Annotated in this window: 16 protein-coding genes and 4 tRNA genes; 16 read left to right on the forward strand and 4 right to left on the reverse strand. The window is 73.3% G+C overall.

Translation table 11 applies throughout. The features are described from left to right. Nucleotides 1–259 precede the first annotated feature (259 nt). On the forward strand, nucleotides 260–1024 hold the full coding sequence (locus NP048_RS09005) for a glycosyltransferase family 2 protein (protein ID WP_227578659.1): 765 nt from the start codon (nucleotides 260–262) through the stop codon (nucleotides 1022–1024). A gap of 480 nt (nucleotides 1025–1504) precedes the next feature. Here the strand turns inward: NP048_RS09005 and NP048_RS09010 are convergent. From NP048_RS09010 to NP048_RS09025, 4 genes are all read right to left on the reverse strand, one after another. Then, nucleotides 1505–1579 (reverse strand) — tRNA-Val (locus NP048_RS09010). 15 nt (nucleotides 1580–1594) lie between these two features. Then, nucleotides 1595–1665: transfer RNA gene (locus tag NP048_RS09015), tRNA-Cys, on the reverse strand. Between the two features lie 51 nt (nucleotides 1666–1716). After that, nucleotides 1717–1788 (reverse strand) — tRNA-Gly (locus tag NP048_RS09020). A 389-nt stretch (nucleotides 1789–2177) separates the two neighbouring features. Continuing rightward, nucleotides 2178–2606 (reverse strand): SsgA family sporulation/cell division regulator, encoded by a 429-nt coding sequence (locus tag NP048_RS09025; protein WP_227578660.1) that lies wholly within the window; start codon nucleotides 2604–2606, stop codon nucleotides 2178–2180. A gap of 304 nt (nucleotides 2607–2910) precedes the next feature. On the opposite strand from NP048_RS09025, the gene NP048_RS09030 reads away from it, so the two are divergent. The 15 genes from NP048_RS09030 (at nucleotide 2911) to ruvB (ending at nucleotide 16993) form a co-directional block, all read left to right on the forward strand. After that, nucleotides 2911–2982 (forward strand) — tRNA-Val (locus NP048_RS09030). A gap of 80 nt (nucleotides 2983–3062) precedes the next feature. After that, nucleotides 3063–5132 (forward strand): NAD(+) synthase, encoded by a 2070-nt coding sequence (locus NP048_RS09035; RefSeq protein ID WP_227578661.1) that lies wholly within the window; start codon nucleotides 3063–3065, stop codon nucleotides 5130–5132. A gap of 130 nt (nucleotides 5133–5262) precedes the next feature. Next, nucleotides 5263–7275, forward strand: a complete 2013-nt coding sequence (gene thrS, locus NP048_RS09040; RefSeq protein WP_227578662.1) for a threonine--tRNA ligase — start codon at nucleotides 5263–5265, stop codon at nucleotides 7273–7275. Nucleotides 7276–7278: 3 nt separating this feature from the next. Next, a complete protein-coding gene (locus NP048_RS09045) occupies nucleotides 7279–7863 on the forward strand; it encodes an HIT family protein (protein ID WP_227578663.1) in 585 nt (194 codons plus the stop codon). Next, nucleotides 7857–8468 (forward strand): phosphatidylinositol phosphate synthase, encoded by a 612-nt coding sequence (gene pgsA / locus NP048_RS09050; protein WP_227578664.1) that lies wholly within the window; start codon nucleotides 7857–7859, stop codon nucleotides 8466–8468. The genes NP048_RS09045 and pgsA overlap by 7 nt, the downstream gene beginning before the upstream one ends. Then, nucleotides 8465–9487: a phosphatidylinositol mannoside acyltransferase gene (locus NP048_RS09055; protein ID WP_227578665.1), complete on the forward strand. Its 1023-nt coding sequence runs from the start codon at nucleotides 8465–8467 to the stop codon at nucleotides 9485–9487. The genes pgsA and NP048_RS09055 overlap by 4 nt, the downstream gene beginning before the upstream one ends. A 14-nt stretch (nucleotides 9488–9501) precedes the next feature. After that, the gene (locus tag NP048_RS09060; protein WP_227578768.1) at nucleotides 9502–10689 is read left to right on the forward strand and encodes a glycosyltransferase family 4 protein; all 1188 of its coding nucleotides are present in this window, start codon (nucleotides 9502–9504) and stop codon (nucleotides 10687–10689) included. Further along, nucleotides 10686–11363 carry a hypothetical protein gene (locus tag NP048_RS09065; protein WP_227578666.1) on the forward strand — a complete coding sequence of 226 codons (678 nt, stop codon included), beginning with the start codon at nucleotides 10686–10688 and terminating at the stop codon, nucleotides 11361–11363. The genes NP048_RS09060 and NP048_RS09065 overlap by 4 nt, the downstream gene beginning before the upstream one ends. Before the next feature lie 173 nt (nucleotides 11364–11536). After that, a complete protein-coding gene (gene pdxS, locus NP048_RS09070; protein ID WP_227578667.1) occupies nucleotides 11537–12448 on the forward strand; it encodes a pyridoxal 5'-phosphate synthase lyase subunit PdxS in 912 nt (303 codons plus the stop codon). Further along, nucleotides 12445–13059 carry an NUDIX hydrolase gene (locus NP048_RS09075; RefSeq protein WP_372456853.1) on the forward strand — a complete coding sequence of 205 codons (615 nt, stop codon included), beginning with the start codon at nucleotides 12445–12447 and terminating at the stop codon, nucleotides 13057–13059. Before pdxS ends, NP048_RS09075 begins: the two co-directional genes overlap by 4 nt. Nucleotides 13060–13126: 67 nt before the next feature. Continuing rightward, nucleotides 13127–13738: a pyridoxal 5'-phosphate synthase glutaminase subunit PdxT gene (pdxT, locus tag NP048_RS09080; RefSeq protein WP_227578668.1), complete on the forward strand. Its 612-nt coding sequence runs from the start codon at nucleotides 13127–13129 to the stop codon at nucleotides 13736–13738. Between the two features lie 87 nt (nucleotides 13739–13825). Next, nucleotides 13826–14581 carry a YebC/PmpR family DNA-binding transcriptional regulator gene (locus tag NP048_RS09085; RefSeq protein WP_227578669.1) on the forward strand — a complete coding sequence of 252 codons (756 nt, stop codon included), beginning with the start codon at nucleotides 13826–13828 and terminating at the stop codon, nucleotides 14579–14581. Between the two features lie 88 nt (nucleotides 14582–14669). Continuing rightward, the gene (gene ruvC / locus NP048_RS09090) at nucleotides 14670–15236 is read left to right on the forward strand and encodes a crossover junction endodeoxyribonuclease RuvC (RefSeq protein WP_227578670.1); all 567 of its coding nucleotides are present in this window, start codon (nucleotides 14670–14672) and stop codon (nucleotides 15234–15236) included. A 70-nt stretch (nucleotides 15237–15306) separates the two neighbouring features. After that, nucleotides 15307–15918 (forward strand): Holliday junction branch migration protein RuvA, encoded by a 612-nt coding sequence (gene ruvA, locus NP048_RS09095; protein WP_227578671.1) that lies wholly within the window; start codon nucleotides 15307–15309, stop codon nucleotides 15916–15918. 22 nt (nucleotides 15919–15940) lie between these two features. Next, complete coding sequence (gene ruvB, locus NP048_RS09100; protein WP_227578770.1) at nucleotides 15941–16993, forward strand: Holliday junction branch migration DNA helicase RuvB; 1053 nt, start codon at nucleotides 15941–15943, stop codon at nucleotides 16991–16993. Nucleotides 16994–17076: the final 83 nt, after the last annotated feature.

Raw genomic sequence — 17076 nt, forward strand, 5'->3', positions numbered from 1 at the left:
GACCCCGAGCGGGACGCCGTACCAGGTGCCGGGGTACGGCTCCCCGCGCGAGATCCAGCCCTCGACCACGCGGTCGACGTGCCGTGGCCCGGTGGCGGCGGCGGCCCCGGCGAGCAGCGCCGCCCCCAGCAGCAGGACCGCGCGGTGTCGACCGTCTGCCGCGCCTCGCGAACCGGCGGGTACCGGTGGCGGGCGTGGGGTGCAGCCGTCACGATCGTGCGGACAAGCCCCGACGTGGTCGTGACCAGGCAGGAGGACCGTGGACCCGGACGCCACCGCTGCGCCGGCGACGTCCGGCGACGGGCGCGACGTCGTCGTCTCGGTCGTCGTCCCCGCCCGGGACGACGCCGACCACCTCGCCGTGTGCCTCGCGCTCCTCGCGCGTCAGACCCGCGTCCCGGACGAGGTCGTGGTCGTCGACAACGCGTCTCGGGACGAGACGGTCGACGTCGCCCGACGGCACGGCGCCCGCGTCGTCCACGAGCCGCGCGTCGGCATCCCCGCGGCCGTCGCGACCGGGTACGACGCCGCCCGCGGCGACGTCATCCTGCGCCTGGACGCCGACTCCCGCCCCGGCCCCGACTGGGTGGCCCACGCGCTGGACGTGCTGCGCGACCCGGACATCGAGGCCGTCAGCGGCTGGGGCCGGTTCGACCTGCCGGTGCCGTGGGGCGCGCTGCTCGCCCGGACGTACCTCGGGTCGTACTACGCCCTCGGTGCGCTCGCCGCTGGGCACCCGGTGCTGTGGGGGTCGTCGACGGCGCTCCGCACGAGCGCCTGGCAGCGGGTCCGAGGCGAGGTGACCCGCACGGACGACGTCCACGACGACCTGGACCTCGCGATGGCGCTCGGCCCCGCGGCCCGGGTCGTCGTGGACCGGACGTGGCGCGTGGGGGTCTCGGCCCGGTCCGTGCGTCCGGGGCGGCAGTGGCTCCGGCGCTTCGGACGCGCGTTCCGCACCCTGCGGCGGCAGTGGCAGGTGATGCCGCCGTGGGAGCGGTGGCGGGTACGGCTGCGGGGATGAGCGTCCCCGCGTGCGCGGGACTCGTCACGCCGACTCCTCCGCGCAGGGCAGAGGTCTCCACCGGGCTGCCCGCGCGGCGCGTGTCGATCGTGTCGGCGACCGTGCGTCGCACCCGCACGGGACGGTCCCGATGTCCGGCGGTGCGTTGTTCTTCGTCGTGGTCACCCCGCCGTCGCGGCCTTCCCGCTGTTCACGAGGCGTGCTCCGCCTTCTTCGGCGCCGGGAACTGCACGGACGCGAGGACTGTGCCTTGTTCTCTTGTTCTGGGTCGTCCGTCTGTGTCGGGAGGATTCGCGGAGCTGCACGGGGGATATGCCTCCGCGTTCGCGTGGTTGCCGTTCCTGGTGCCACGGCGGCAGGACGGGGTCGAGGCGGGGGATGTCCGGGGCGAGCAGCGGTCCTGTGCGCCGCCCGTCCCGTCCCGTCCCGTCCCGTCCCCGAGCACAACGAAGGCCCCAGGTCGATGACCTGGGGCCTTGCTGGTGGGCGATACTGGGATCGAACCAGTGACCTCTTCCGTGTCAGGGAAGCGCGCTACCGCTGCGCCAATCGCCCATGGGAGTGCATACGAGGTGGAGACGGGATTCGAACCCGTGTATACGGCTTTGCAGGCCGCTGCCTCGCCTCTCGGCCACTCCACCGCTGTGAGACCGCAGTCCACCACGGCTGGGAGCCGAAGAGGAGAGCCTCCGAGCGGACGACGGGATTCGAACCCGCGACCCTCACCTTGGCAAGGTGATGCTCTACCACTGAGCCACGTCCGCGCGTCAGTACCGCCGTTTCACCGGCGTTCCTGGTGCGTCGAAGACTCTAGACGACAACATCGACGAGAGTCCAACCGGCCCTCGTCCGGGCGTGGCGCGGGGCGTCCGCGAAGGGCTCGCAGGAGGGCTGCGACGGCCTTGTCGCAGGTGGCGCGCGCCGCCCCGGCGGGTCGCAGCGGGTCGACCACCTGCGGCTCAGCTGCCGTCGACGACGGTCGAGTGCGTCGTCGGTGGCTGCGGGCACTGCTGACGACCCGCTGAGGGCGGCTGTACGCGCCGCTCGCGGCCTGCGACGCCCGGAGGGCGCTCGGGGCCCGGGAGTGACGCCCGGACGCACGACAGCCGGCCCCGCGTGGCGGGACCGGCTGGTGGTGGTGCGGGTGCGCGTGTCAGGCGGTGAGGAGCGCCGCGATGAGCGCGGTGATCTCGCCCTCCATCTTGTCCGACTCGGCCCCGATGGGGACGAGGGACTCGGTCGCGGCGAGGAACCGCAGCAGCGGCTCCGTCGGCGCGGCCAGCAGCGCGCTGCCCTCGACGCCCGAGAGCGACACGAGGGTGTAGTCCGGGTCGTCGTCGCGCCACACCTGCACGTCGCCGGTGCCGGCGGGCGCGTCCGCGACCGCCTGGACGCCCTGCGCGAGCAGCTCGCGGCCGAGGAGCCACGTCGACATCGTGTGAGCGCCGGTGAAGACGGCGCGAACCGTGTACGGGTCGGTGGTGCGGAAGCACATCTCTGCGGATACCGGGATGACGGTGGCATCGGATCCGATGAGCTGCATGGCCACGACCTCGATGACGTCGTAGGACGAATCCGCCATCGGGTTCTCCTGTCGCATGATGAGGCCCGGCCGGCCCGTGAAGTCACATCATGGCAGGACAGATGTCCTATTGGACCGATGCGGGACCACAGTTCACCCGCCCGGACCCTTTCAGTGCGGATGGAAAACGTTGCCCGTCGCTCTCCCGGGTGCCGAAACCGACATTTCGCCCCGTTCGCCGCGCGATCCCGCCCGCCGTGCATGGCCGACGCGTCCGGCGGCGTGTGTCCGCACCTCGGTTCGGAGATCGGCCCGGCGTCCGCTACCATCGTCTCCCGTGCCGCCCTCGGGTGGCACGCGCAGCGGGCGATTGGCTCAGTGGTAGAGCGCCTCGTTCACACCGAGGAGGTCACTGGTTCGAACCCAGTATCGCCCACCCCCTCGAACGCCCTCGGCTCCGGCCGGGGGCGTTCGTCGTCGCAGGTGGTGTGGTCGCCACCGTGCCAGACTCGCGCTGTGGACTTCCTCTCGGCCTACTCCCACGGGTTCGCCCGGGTCGCCGCGTGCTCCGTGCCGGTGACCGTCGCGGACCCCGCACGCAACGCCGCCGCCGTCATCGACGCGGCCCGCGCGTGCCACGACGACGCGGTGGCGGTGGCCGTCCTGCCCGAGCTGTGCCTGTCCGGGTACGCCATCGACGACCTCTTCCTGCAGGACGCGCTGCTCGACGCGGTGCAGGCCGCGCTGGTGCAGGTCGTCGACGCGTCCCGGGACCTGCGCCCCGTGATCGTCGTCGGAGCACCTCTCGCGCACGGCAACCGGGTCCTGAACACCGCCGTCGTCGTCCACCGCGGACGCGTGCTGGGCGTCGCACCCAAGTCCTACGTGCCGACGTACCGGGAGTTCTACGAGCGGCGCTGGTTCGCGCCCGGTGACGACGTGCGTGGCACGGTGACGATCGCGGGCCAGGACGCGCCGATCGGGCCCGACCTGCTGTTCGCTGCGACCGACGTGCCCGGCCTGGTGATGCACGTCGAGGTCTGCGAGGACCTCTGGGTGCCCGTACCGCCGAGTGCGACCGCAGCGCTCGCCGGTGCGACGGTCCTGGTCAACCTGTCGTCCAGCCCGATCACCGTCGGACGCGCCGAGGACCGCCGGCTGCTGGTGCGCTCGGCGTCCTCCCGGTGCCAGGCCGCCTACGTCTACGCAGCCGCGGGGGAGGGGGAGTCGACGACGGACCTGTCGTGGGACGGTCAGACGATGCTCTACGAGCTGGGGGAGCTGATCGCCGAGGGGGAGCGGTTCGTCGACGGCACCGTCCTCACGGTGGGCGACGTCGACCTCGACCGCGTGCGTCAGGAGCGCCTGCGCACGGGCACGTTCGACGACAACCGGCGCGGCCTGGGGATGCCGCCGGCCGGGGCGTCGCACCGGACGGTCGCCTTCACGCTCGAGCCGCCGACGGGCGACGTGGGGCTGCGGCGTGCCGTCGACAGGTTCCCCTTCGTCCCCGACGACCCGCAGCGCCTGGCGCTGGACTGCTACGAGGCCTACAACATCCAGGTCAGCGGCCTGGAGCAGCGTCTGCGGGCGGTCGGTGACGCAAAGGTCGTCATCGGGGTGTCGGGCGGCCTGGACTCGACGCACGCACTGATCGTCGCCGCGAACGCGATGGACCGCCTGGGTCGCCCGCGCAGCGACATCCTCGCGTTCACCATGCCGGGTTTCGCGACGGGCGAGAGCACCAAGGCCAGCGCGCTGGCGCTGATGGAGTCGCTCGGCACGACCGCCGAGACCCTCGACATCCGCCCCGCCGCACGTCAGATGCTGGCCGACCTGGGGCACCCCGCAGGTGCGGGCGAGGAGGTCTACGACGTCACGTTCGAGAACGTGCAGGCCGGCCTGCGCACCGACTACCTGTTCCGTGCCGCCAACCAGCGCGGGGGCATCGTCCTGGGCACGGGCGACCTGTCCGAGCTCGCGCTCGGGTGGTGCACGTACGGGGTCGGCGACCAGATGTCGCACTACGCGGTCAACGCGGGCGTGCCCAAGACACTGATCCAGCACCTCATCCGCTGGGTCGTGTCGGAGGGGCACTTCGACGACGCCACCAACACCGTGCTGCTGCGGGTCCTGGACCAGGAGATCTCCCCGGAGCTCGTGCCGACGCGTGAGGGTGAGCGGATCCAGTCGACCGAGGACACCATCGGCCCGTACGCGCTGCACGACTTCGCGCTCTTCCAGCTGCTGCGGTACGGCGTGCGTCCCAGCAAGATCGCCTTCCTCGCGTGGCACGCGTGGCACGACGCGCAGGCGGGCGCGTGGCCCCCGGCCTGGCCGGACGACCGTCGCCCCGCCTACGACCTGCCGACGGTGCGCCGCTGGCTCGAGGTGTTCCTGCGGCGCTTCTTCGCCAGCCAGTTCAAGCGCTCGGCGCTGCCCAACGGGCCCAAGGTCAGCGCGGGCGGCACGATGTCGCCGCGCGGTGACTGGCGGATGCCGTCCGACGCGTCGGTGGCCGCGTGGCTCGCCGAGCTCGACGCGCACGTGCCCCACGACCTGCCGGGCGCCCCCGCACCGGGCTGAACCGGACCACGGGGCGGGACCGACGGTGCGTCGCCGGACGCGGTGGTCGGTAGCATCGACCAGGCCCGTGTCGGCGACCGCCGACCCGCCGCGACACGCGGAGCGGGCAGACCCGAGGAGCTGGCGCAGCGTGCCCGAGCAGATCACCCTGACCGTCGACGGCGTCGAGACCCCGGTCGCGCAGGGCACGACGGGCACCGAGCTGTACGCCGACCGCCGTGACGTCGTCGTCGTGCGCGTCGACGGCGAGCTGAAGGACCTCGCAGCGCCGCTGCCCGCCGGCGCGACCGTCGAGGCCGTCACCATCGACTCCCCGGACGGGCTCTCGGTGCTGCGGCACTCGGCGGCGCACGTCCTGGCGCAGGCCGTGCAGGAGGTCAACCCGAAGGCCCGCCTCGGCATCGGCCCGCCGATCACCGACGGCTTCTACTACGACTTCGACGTCGAGACCCCCTTCACCCCCGAGGACCTCAAGGCGATCGAGAAGGTCATGGGCCGCATCGTCAAGGAGGGGCAGACCTTCCGGCGGTGGGACGTCACCGAGGCGCAGGCGCGTGAGGAGCTCGCGGCCGAGCCGTACAAGCTCGAGCTCATCGGCCTCAAGGGCGACGCCGGCAGCACCGACGGCGCGTCCGTCGAGGTCGGCCTGGGCGGCCTGTCGATCTACCAGAACGTGCGCGGCGCCGGACGCGAGTCCGAGGCCGTCGTGTGGCAGGACCTGTGCCGCGGGCCGCACCTGCCCAGCACCCGGCTCATCGGCAACGGCTTCCAGCTGACCCGGTCGGCCGCCGCCTACTGGCGCGGGTCGGAGAAGAACCCGCAGCTGCAGCGCGTCTACGGGACCGCGTGGCCCACGAAGGACGAGCTCAAGGCGTACCTCGAGCGCATCGCCGAGGCGGAGCGCCGCGACCACCGCAAGCTCGGCAACGAGCTCGACCTGTTCTCGTTCCCCGAGGAGATCGGGTCCGGCCTGGCGGTGTTCCACCCCAAGGGCGGCATCATCCGCATGGAGATGGAGGAGTACTCGCGGCGCCGGCACGTGCAGGCCGGCTACTCGTTCGTGAACTCCCCGCACATCACCAAGGAGCAGCTCTTCCAGATCTCCGGGCACCTCGACTGGTACGCCGAGGGCATGTACCCGCCCATGCAGCTCGACGCGGAGTACCACGAGGACGGCACGGTCCGGCGCGAGGGGCAGAACTACTACCTCAAGCCGATGAACTGCCCGATGCACAACCTGATCTTCTCCTCGCGCGGGCGCTCGTACCGCGAGCTGCCGCTGCGGCTCTTCGAGTTCGGCACCGTCTACCGGTACGAGAAGTCCGGCGTCGTGCACGGCATGACCCGCGCGCGTGGCTTCACGCAGGACGACGCGCACATCTACTGCACCCGTGACCAGATGAAGGACGAGCTCACCGGCCTGCTCACGTTCGTTCTCGACCTGCTGAAGGACTACGGGCTCGACGACTTCTACCTGGAGCTGTCGACCCGCAACCCGGAGAAGTCCGTGGGCTCCGAGGAGGTCTGGGAGGAGGCGACCGAGACGTTGCGCCAGGTCGCCGAGGCGTCTGGGCTCGACCTCGTGCCGGACCCGGGCGGCGCCGCGTTCTACGGCCCGAAGATCTCGGTGCAGGCCAAGGACGCGATCGGGCGCACCTGGCAGATGTCGACCATCCAGCTCGACTTCAACCTGCCGGAGCGCTTCGAGCTCGAGTACACCGCGCCCGACGGCACCCGCCAGCGACCGGTGATGATCCACCGTGCGCTGTTCGGCTCCATCGAGCGGTTCTTCGCGGTGCTCACCGAGCACTACGCCGGTGCGTTCCCCGCGTGGCTCGCACCCGTGCAGGTGCTGGCCGTGCCCGTCGCCGAGCCCTTCGAGCCGTACCTGGACGAGGTCGTCTCCCGGCTGCGGGCGCAGGGGATCCGTGCCGAGGTCGACCGGTCCGACGACCGCTTCGGCAAGAAGATCCGCAACGCCTCGACGCAGAAGATCCCGTTCGTGCTCATCGCCGGTGGTGAGGACGCCGAGGCCGGTGCCGTCTCGTTCCGCTACCGCGACGGCCGCCAGGACAACGGCGTGCCCGTCGACGAGGCGATCGAGCGCATCGTCGCGGCCGTGCGCGACCGCGTCCAGGTCTGACCCGTGAACCTGCCCGACGACCCGCAGGTCGAGCCCGCCGGCGCCTTCGCCGGCACCCCGGACGGGCTCGACCGGCTCTGGACGCCGCACCGCATGGTGTACATCGGCGGGCAGGACAAGCCCGCCGACGACGCGCCCGGTGACGGGTGCCCGTTCTGCCGCATCCCGACGCTGGACGACGAGCAGGGCCTGGTCGTGCGTCGTGGCGATGTCGCGTTCGTCGTCATGAACCTGTACCCGTACAACTCCGGGCACCTGCTCGTGTGCCCGTACCGGCACGTCGCGGACTACACCGACCTCACCGACGACGAGGTGGCGGAGGTCGCGGCGCTCACCCGCACGGCCATGCGCGTCGTGCGCGACGTCATGGCCCCCGACGGCTTCAACCTCGGCATGAACCAGGGCCAGGTCGCCGGTGCGGGCATCCAGGCGCACCTGCACCAGCACGTCGTGCCACGCTGGGGCGGCGACGCCAACTTCCTGCCGATCGTCGCGCGCACCCGGGCGCTGCCCGCGCTGCTCGGCGACACCCGGGCGGCGCTCGCCGCCGCCTGGCCCGCCACCGAAGGGACGACCGACCCGTGCTGAGCCGACTGCGCGGCGTGATGACGCGGCTGTGGACGCCGCTCGCCGACGCGCTCCTGCGGGCCGGGGTCTCCCCGGACGCCGTGACGATCACCGGGACGCTCGTCGTCGTGGTCACCGCGCTGTGGGCGTTCCCGACCGGGCACCTGCTGCTGGGCGGGCTGCTCATCGCGGTGTTCACCCTCACCGACTCGATCGACGGCGTCATGGCGCGGCGATCGGGCCGCAGCGGGCCGTGGGGCGCGTTCCTCGACTCGACGCTCGACCGGTTCGGCGACGGCGCGATCTTCGCCGGTCTCGTGCTCTGGTACACCGGCGCGGGAGACTCCCGCCCGAACGCCGTGCTCGCCCTCGCGTGCCTCGTGCTCGGCTCGATCGTGCCCTACGCCCGTGCACGTGCCGAGGGTCTCGGCATGACGGCCGCGGTCGGGATCGCCGAGCGCGCGGACCGGCTCTTCGCCGTCCTCGTCGCGACCGTCCTCGTCGGGGCCGGGCTTCCCGACACCGTCATGACGGTCGTGCTCGCGCTGCTGACGGTGGCCTCGGCCGTCACCGTCGTGCAGCGCATGGCCACCGTGCGGCACCAGGTCCGGCAGGCGGCGCCGTGAGCCTCGACGTCGCGCGCGCCTACCACCTGGCCTGGCGCGTCGGTCACCGCCTGCCCGGATGGCTCGTGCGTGCCGCGATGACGACCGCTGCCGACGTGGCCTGGTGGCGGCACGGCGACGGCGTGCGCCGGCTCGAGGCCAACCTCGCGCGGGTGCGCCCCGAGCTCGACGCGCGCGCGCTGCGGCGGCTGTCCCGCTCCGGCATGCGCTCCTACCTGCGGTACTTCGGCGAGGCCTTCACGCTGCGCGGCCTGAGCACCGAGCAGCTCGCCGCGCGCGTGCGCGTCGAGGGCATGGAGCACCTGCGTCCGGACCTCGACGCGGGACGCCAGGTCGTGCTCGCACTCGGCCACACGGGCAACTGGGACATGGCCGGCGCCTGGGCCACGAGCCACGTCGCCCCGGTCACCACCGTCGCGGAGCGACTGCGGCCCGAGGAGCTGTACCAGGAGTTCACCGCCTTCCGCGAGAGCATCGGCCTGCGGATCATCCCCCTGAGCGGGTCGGGCGACGTGTTCCGCCGTCTCGTGCGCGTCGCGCGCACCGGCCCCGGCCTGCTGCCGCTCCTGGCGGACCGGGACCTGACCGCCAAGGGGCTCGAGGTCGACCTGTTCGGGCACCGTGCCCGCGTCGCCGCGGGTCCCGCGGCGCTCGCGGTGACGACCGGTGCGACGCTGGTCCCCGCCTCGATCCACTACGAGCGGCTGCGCAGCGAGCGGCGGCGCGCCGCCGGTGGGCCGTGGGGGATCGTGGTCCGGTTCCACGCGCCCGTCGAGGCGGACGCCGACCTCCCGCGCGGCGCGCGCGTCGCCGCGATGACACAGGCGTGGGTCGACGTCCTCGCCGGTGAGATCCACGCCCACCCGCAGGACTGGCACATGCTGCAGCGCGTGTTCGTCGCGGACCTGGACCCGGAACGGGACGCCGCGCGGCGTGCCGCGGCCACCGCGTCCGGTGCCGAGGACCCGGACCAGGGTGCGTCGGGCGGCGACGTCCTGGACGTCGGGAGCGCGTCGTGACCGGGGGGCGTCCGTTGCGCGTCGGGATCGTGTGCCCGTACTCGTTCGACGTGCCGGGCGGGGTCCAGTTCCACGTCCGGGACCTCGCGGAGTCGCTCATCGGGCGCGGTCACGAGGTGTCGGTGCTCGCTCCCGCGGCCGACGACACCCCGGTGCCGCCGTACCTCGTCGCGGCCGGCCGGGCGGTGCCCGTGCACTACAACGGGTCGGTCGCCCGCATGACCTTCGGGCCCGTCACGGCGGGCCGCGTGCGCCGGTGGCTCGCCGCGGGGCAGTTCGACGTGCTGCACCTGCACGAGCCGGTCACGCCGAGTCTCGGGATGCTCGCGCTGTGGATCGCGGACGGTCCCGTCGTCGCGACGTTCCACACGTCGCTGGTGCGCTCGCGTCCGCTGCAGATGGCGTACCCGCTCGTCCGGCAGTCGCTGGAGAAGATCTCCCTGCGGATAGCGGTGTCCGAGGACGCGCGCCGCACCCTCGTCGAGCACCTGGGCGGCGACGCGGTCGTCATCCCCAACGGTGTGTGGGTCGACACGTTCGCGAACGCCGGGACCGACCCGCGCTGGACGGGCACGCCGCAGGCCCCCACGATCGCGTTCCTCGGGCGCCTCGACGAGCCGCGCAAGGGCCTGGCGGTCCTGCTGCGCGCGGTGGGGACCGTGCTCGACACCTACCCGGGCGCGCGGGTCCTCGTGGCCGGCAGCGGCGAGACGGGGCAGGAGCAGGCGCGCGACGTGCTCGGCCCGCGTGCCGGGGCCGTCGAGTTCCTCGGCGGGGTGAGCGAGGAGGACAAGGCCAGGCTCCTCGCGTCGGTGGACGTGTACTGCGCGCCGCAGACCGGCGGCGAGAGCTTCGGCATCGTCCTCGTGGAGGCCATGAGCGCCGGCACGACCGTGGTCGCCAGCGACCTCGGGGCCTTCTCCCGGGTGCTCGACCACGGTGAGGCGGGCGTGCTGTTCCGCAACGGCGACGCCGCCGACCTCGGTGCGACGCTGGTCCGCGTCCTCGGTGACCCGCAGCTGCGTTCCCGCGTGAGCGAGCACGCCTCGCGCGTCGTGCGCCGCTACGACTGGTCGGCCGTCACGGACCAGGTGCTCGCCGTGTACGAGATGGCCGTCGCGGGCGGCGACGCACCTGTCGGGGAGGACCCGTCGTCCCTGCGTGGCGCCCGGCTGATCGAGTTCCGGAGGGGTCGGGCATGAGCGGCTGGTCGGACGGCACGTTGGTCGCCGTCGTCGTCGGTGTCGTGGTGCTGCTGCTGTGGCTGGTGTGGGTCCGCGCGAGCCGCCTCGACCGGTTGCACCGCAAGGTCGCCGCGTCGCGCGCGGTCGTGGACGCCCAGCTCGTGCGGCGCGCGTCCGTCGCGGCCGAGCTCGCCACGAGCGGGCTGCTGGACCCGGCGAGCTCGCTCGTCGTCGACGAGGCGGTCTGGCGGTCGCTCACGTTCGCGCACGCGGGGGACGTCCCCGCCAGGCTGCTGCCCGCGGACCTGCGCGACCAGCTGGACACCACGGCGTCGGTCCACGAGGCCGTGGACCGCGCCCAGGTCGAGAGCGACCTCACGGCGGCCCTGCGGGAGATCCTCGACGACCCCGACGAGGTCGCAGCCCTGGCCGAGGACCCGCTGGGCGGTCGGCTGCTCGAGGATCTCGCAGCCGCGTGGTACCGGGTCCAGCTCGCGCGACGCTTTCACAACGAGGCGGTCGCACAGACCCAGCGGGTGCGCCGCGGCGTCGTGGTGCGGCTCCTGCGCCTCGCCGGCCACGCGCCGGAACCGCGCACGCTCGAGCTCGACGACGCCTGGCCGCACGGGCTCCCGCGCCCGGGTGAGGGCTCCCGCCAGGCGCGGCCCGGCACGCACGGCGTCGAGGCCTGACGTCTCGGCACGCACGGCGCGTCCGCGTGACGGGCACCCCCTCCGCGTCCGTACGGCGACGACCTAGGATGAGCGCGTCCCGACCACGGCGGCCGGCGCCGTCGGTCCCGCCCTGCAGCGCACGACCCTGCAGGCGCCGCGCGTCCCGAAACCACGGATCGAAGAGGTCTGACGTGACCGAGAACCCCCAGCCCGGCGCTGCCGGCGAGGTCGGAACCGCGCGGGTCAAGCGCGGCATGGCCGAGATGCTCAAGGGCGGCGTCATCATGGACGTCGTCACCCCCGAGCAGGCCAAGATCGCCGAGGACGCCGGCGCGGTCGCCGTCATGGCGCTCGAGCGGGTGCCCGCCGACATCCGCGCCCAGGGCGGCGTCGCACGCATGAGCGACCCCGACCTGATCGACGGGATCATCTCGACGGTGTCCATCCCCGTGATGGCCAAGGCCCGCATCGGTCACTTCGTCGAGGCGCAGGTGCTGCAGTCCCTCGGTGTCGACTACGTCGACGAGTCCGAGGTGCTCACGCCCGCCGACTTCGCGCACCACATCGACAAGTGGGCGTTCACCGTGCCGTTCGTCTGCGGTGCGACCAACCTGGGCGAGGCGCTGCGCCGCATCACCGAGGGCGCGGCGATGATCCGCTCGAAGGGTGAGGCCGGCACCGGCGACGTCTCGAACGCGACGACGCACATGCGCACGCTGCGCGACGAGATCCGCCGCCTGACGTCGCTGCCCGAGGACGAGCTGTACCTGGCCGCCAAGGAGCTGCAGGCGCCGTACGAGCTGGTCAAGGAGGTCGCGACGGCCGGGAAGCTGCCCGTCGTGCTGTTCACCGCCGGCGGCATCGCGACCCCCGCGGACGCGGCGATGATGATGCAGCTGGGTGCCGAGGGCGTGTTCGTCGGCTCCGGCATCTTCAAGTCGGGCAACCCCGCGGAGCGCGCGGCCGCCATCGTCAAGGCCACGACGTTCTACGACGACCCGGACGTGATCGCCAAGGTCTCGCGGGGCCTGGGCGAGGCCATGGTCGGCATCAACGTCGACGACGTGCCCGTCCCGCACCGCCTCGCCGAGCGGGGCTGGTGACGACGCCCGACCCGCAGCCGGACCCGCAGGGCACCGGGGCCGCCCCCGTCGAGCGCGCAGGCGCCGACGGTGGCGGCCCCGCTCTGGTCCTGGGGCCGCAGTGGCAGCCCGGACCCGACGGCGTGCTGACCCGTGACGCGGCACGCGTGATCCTGCTGGACGAGGACGACCGGGTGCTCCTCGTCCGCGGCCACGACGTGGACGCCCCGGACCGCTCGTGGTGGTTCACCGTCGGCGGGGGCATCGACGCCGGGGAGGACGCGCGGTCCGCCGCCGTGCGCGAGGTCCGCGAGGAGACTGGCATCGTGCTCGACCCGGGCGAGCTGGTCGGGCCTGTCTACACGCGCTCCGCGCTGTTCGACTTCGCGGCCCGCACGTGCCGCCAGCACGAGGACCTGTTCCTGGCCCGGGTGCGCAGCACCGACCTCGCGCTGACACGCGACGGCTGGACCGACGTGGAACGCGACGTGATCGACGAGCTGCGGTGGTGGGACCTCGACGAGCTGGCCCGCGTCGAGATCGAGGTCTTCCCCGCCGGCCTGGCAGACCTGGTCCGGGACGTCCTGGTGTGGGACGGCGCGCCGCGGCACCTCGGCCTCATGCGCGAGTGAGACGTCCCGACCGGTCACACCGGGAGCGTCACGGCCTGACGGCCGTCGCCGCCTAGGATCGGCGACCGTGAGTCCCACCATCGGTGTCCTGGCACTGCAGGGCGACGTGCGTGAGCACGTCGCCGTCCTGACCTCGCTCGGAGTCGACGCGGTGGGCGTGCGCCGCCCGGCCGAGCTCGACGCCGTCGACGCGCTCGTGATCCCCGGCGGGGAGTCGACGACCATCGACAAGCTGCTGCGTGCGTTCGAGCTCGACGAGCCGGTGCGCGAGCGGCTGCGAGCAGGCATGCCGGCCTACGGCTCGTGCGCGGGGATGATCCTCCTGGCCGACCGGGTCATCGGCGGGATCGATGGTCAGCGCACGCTCGGTGGCGTCGACATCACGGTGCGTCGCAACGCCTTCGGTCGTCAGGTCGACTCGTTCGAGACCGACCTGGTCGTCGACGGCATCGAGGACAGCGCCCAGGTCCCCGTCCACGCGGTCTTCATCCGGGCCCCCTGGGTGGAGGAGGTCGGACCCGCGGCCACCGTGGTGGGCCGCGTCGCGGACGGCCCCGCCGCCGGTAGGATCGTCGCGGTACGCCAGGGCCCGGCGCTCGTGACCTCGTTCCATCCCGAGGTGACCGGGGACCCGCGGGTGCACCGACTGTTCGTGCAGATCGTCCGCGACAGCCTCTGACGTCGCGGCGACCCCCGACCCGTCCGCAACGGCGGTGCCGAGGGGAGCGACGCGGGCGGACCAGCGGAGACGAAGGGGTAACGAGTCATGTCGGGTCACTCCAAGTGGGCCACCACCAAGCACAAGAAGGCCGTCATCGACGCGAAGCGCGGCAAGCTCTTCGCCAAGCTCGTGAAGAACGTGGAGGTGGCCGCCCGCACGGGCGGCGGTGACCCCGCGGGCAACCCGACGCTCTTCGACGCCATCCAGAAGGCCAAGAAGTCGTCCGTCCCCAACGACAACATCGACCGGGCCGTCAAGCGAGGCTCGGGCCAGGAGGCCGGCGGCGCCGACTACCAGTCGATCACGTACGAGGGCTACGGCCCGGGCGGGGTCGCCGTGCTGGTCGAGTGCCTGACCGACAACCGCAACCGGGCTGCGTCCGACGTGCGCGTCGCATTCACCCGCAACGGCGGCCAGATGGCGGACCCGGGGTCCGTCGCGTACATCTTCAGTCGCCGCGGTGTCGTCATGGTGCCCAAGGAGGGCACCGACGAGGAGGCCGTCATGGAGGCGGTGCTCGACGCGGGCGGCGAGGAGGTCAACGACCTCGGTGAGTCGTTCGAGGTCATCAGCGCCGCCACGGACCTGGTCCCGGTGCGTTCGGCGCTGCAGGCCGCCGGCATCGACTACGACTCGGCCGACGTCGTGTGGTGGCCCTCGACGCAGGTCGAGGTCGACGCGGACGGCGCGCGCAAGGTGCTGCGGCTCATCGACGCGCTCGAGGACTCCGACGACGTGCAGAACGTCTTCGCGAACTTCGACGCGTCCGACGAGGTCATGGCCGAGCTCGACGCCGAGTGACGCACGGCACGCGTCCGCGCGTGCCGACAGGCCCCGCCACCGGTGTGGCGGGGCCCGTCGTGTGCCGGGCTGCTGCGACGATGACCCGGTGCGCGTGCTCGGAGTGGACCCCGGCCTGACCCGTTGCGGCCTGGGCGTCGTCGACTCCCTGCCGGGGCGGCGCGCGCGCCTGGTCCACGTGTCGGTCGCCCGCTCGGACCCGGCGCTCGACGTCGACCAGCGCCTGCTGCTCATCGAGCGTGCGCTCGAGGAGTGCCTCGAGGAGCACGCGCCCGACACCGTCGCGGTGGAGCGGGTCTTCGCCCAGCACAACGTCAGCACCGTGATGGGCACGGCCCAGGTCGCGGGCCTCGCCATGGTCGCCGCCGCGCGGCGGCGCATCCCGGTCGCGCTGCACACCCCGAGCGAGGTCAAGGCGGCGGTCACCGGGTCGGGCCGCGCCGACAAGGCGCAGGTCCAGACCATGGTCGCGCGGCTGCTCGGCCTGTCCGAGGTGCCGCGGCCCGCGGACGCGGCGGACGCCCTCGCCCTGGCGATCTGCCACCTGTGGCGACCTGCGGGGGCGCTCGGCGCGCCCCAGCGCGAGCCCGGGGGACTGACGACCGCGCAGCGGCAGTGGGCGGCGGCGGAGCAGGCGGCCCGGCGACGCGCATGACGCGTGTCGTTCGTACACCTGTTCGCCTGGTGTGGCACAGTGTGGCCGTCGTCGACGGGAGGAGTGCGCGGTGATCGCGTCGGTACACGGCACGGTGCTGGCGGTGCGGCTGGACGCCGCCGTCGTGGAGGTCGGGGGTGTGGGCCTGCTCGTCCAGGCGACGCCGGCCACGCTCGCGGGGCTGCGCGTCGGGCAGCCGGGCCGGTTGTTCACGTCGCTCGTCGTGCGGGAGGACGCGCTGACGCTCTTCGGTTTCGCCGACGACGACGAGCGCGACGTGTTCGAGACCGTGCAGACCGTCTCCGGCGTCGGCCCGCGGCTCGCCCTGGCCATGCTGGCCGTGCACACGCCCGACGGGCTGCGTCGGGCCGTCGCCCAGGAGGACCTTGCGGCACTGATGCGGGTGCCAGGCATCGGGCGCAAGGGCGCGCAGCGCATCGTGCTCGAGCTGGGGGAGCGGCTCGGTGCGCCGGCGCCGACGGCAGGCGCTGCTGCCGCGTCGTCGTCGGCGGACCACCGCGAGCAGGTCGTCGAGGCGCTCGTGGGACTCGGCTGGCCACTGCGCGCAGCGCAGGACGCGGTCGGCTCGGTGCTCGACGGCTCGCCGGCGCCCGTTGGTGCCGACGAGGTCCCGGGGGTCCTGCGCGCGGCGCTGCGGTCGTTGGGCAGCGCACGTGCGTGACGCGGGGTCGCCGCGCATCGAGGTGGGCGTCAGCGACGACGAGGGCGAGCCGTACGGCGCCGAGTCGCTGGTGCGTCCTGCCGCGGACGAGCCGGAGCGCGCCGCGGAGGCAGCGCTGCGCCCCCGGCGGCTGGAGGAGTTCGTCGGGCAGCGCGTCGTGCGCGACCAGCTCTCGCTGGTCCTGCAGGCGGCGATGGGACGCGGGCGCGCGCCGGACCACGTGCTGCTGTCGGGTCCGCCAGGGCTGGGCAAGACGACGCTCGCGATGATCATCGCGGCCGAGCTCGGTGCGTCGCTGCGGGTCACGAGCGGCCCGGCCATCCAGCACGCGGGCGACCTCGCCGCGGTGCTGTCCTCGCTGGAGGAGGGCGAGGTGCTCTTCATCGACGAGATCCACCGCCTCGCCCGCCCGGCCGAGGAGCTGCTGTACGTCGCGATGGAGGACTTCCGGGTCGACGTCATCGTCGGCAAGGGTGCGGGCGCGAGTGCGATCCCGTTGTCGCTGCCGCCGTTCACGGTGGTCGGTGCGACGACCCGGGCGGGGCTGCTGCCCGCGCCGCTGCGCGACCGCTTCGGCTTCACCGGCCACCTCGACTTCTACGCCGATGACGAGCTCGAGCGGGTCCTGGTCCGGTCCGCCGGGCTCCTCGGTGTGCCCCTGGACGCGACGGCCGCAGCCGAGATCGCGTCGCGCTCGCGCGGCACGCCCCGCATCGCGAACCGCCTGCTGCGCCGTGTCCGCGACTGGGCGCAGGTCCGGGGCGACGGCATGCTCTCGCTCGCCGCCGCGCGGTCGGCCCTCGAGGTGTACGAGGTCGACGAGCGGGGTCTGGATCGGCTCGACCGGTCGGTCCTCGACGCGCTGTGCCGCCGCTTCGGCGGCGGTCCCGTCGGTCTGACGACGCTGGCGGTCGCCGTGGGGGAGGAGCCCGAGACCGTGGAGACGGTCGCCGAGCCGTTCCTGGTGCGCGAGGGCCTCATCGGGCGTACCTCGCGCGGGCGGGTCGCGCTGCCGCCCGCGTGGGAGCACCTCGGCCTGCCGGTGCCGACGCCGTCCGACACGCTGTTCGGCTGACCGACGGGGCGTCGACCCCGAGCGGCTGCGGGCTTGCGGGAACCCTCGGGGGCGGACACGCGTTGGAGGGGCGGGCCGCGGCG

Origin of the sequence: Cellulomonas xiejunii (assembly GCF_024508315.1) — a bacterium.
Lineage (GTDB): Bacteria > Actinomycetota > Actinomycetes > Actinomycetales > Cellulomonadaceae > Cellulomonas > Cellulomonas xiejunii.

Coding starts and splice junctions, on each gene's coding strand:
- NP048_RS09025 (WP_227578660.1), bottom strand. CDS start 2,606: ATGGCGGATTCGTCCTACGACGTCATCGAGGTCGTGGCCATGCAGCTC.
- NP048_RS09065 (WP_227578666.1), top strand. CDS start 10,686: ATGAGCGGCTGGTCGGACGGCACGTTGGTCGCCGTCGTCGTCGGTGTC.
- NP048_RS09085 (WP_227578669.1), top strand. CDS start 13,826: ATGTCGGGTCACTCCAAGTGGGCCACCACCAAGCACAAGAAGGCCGTC.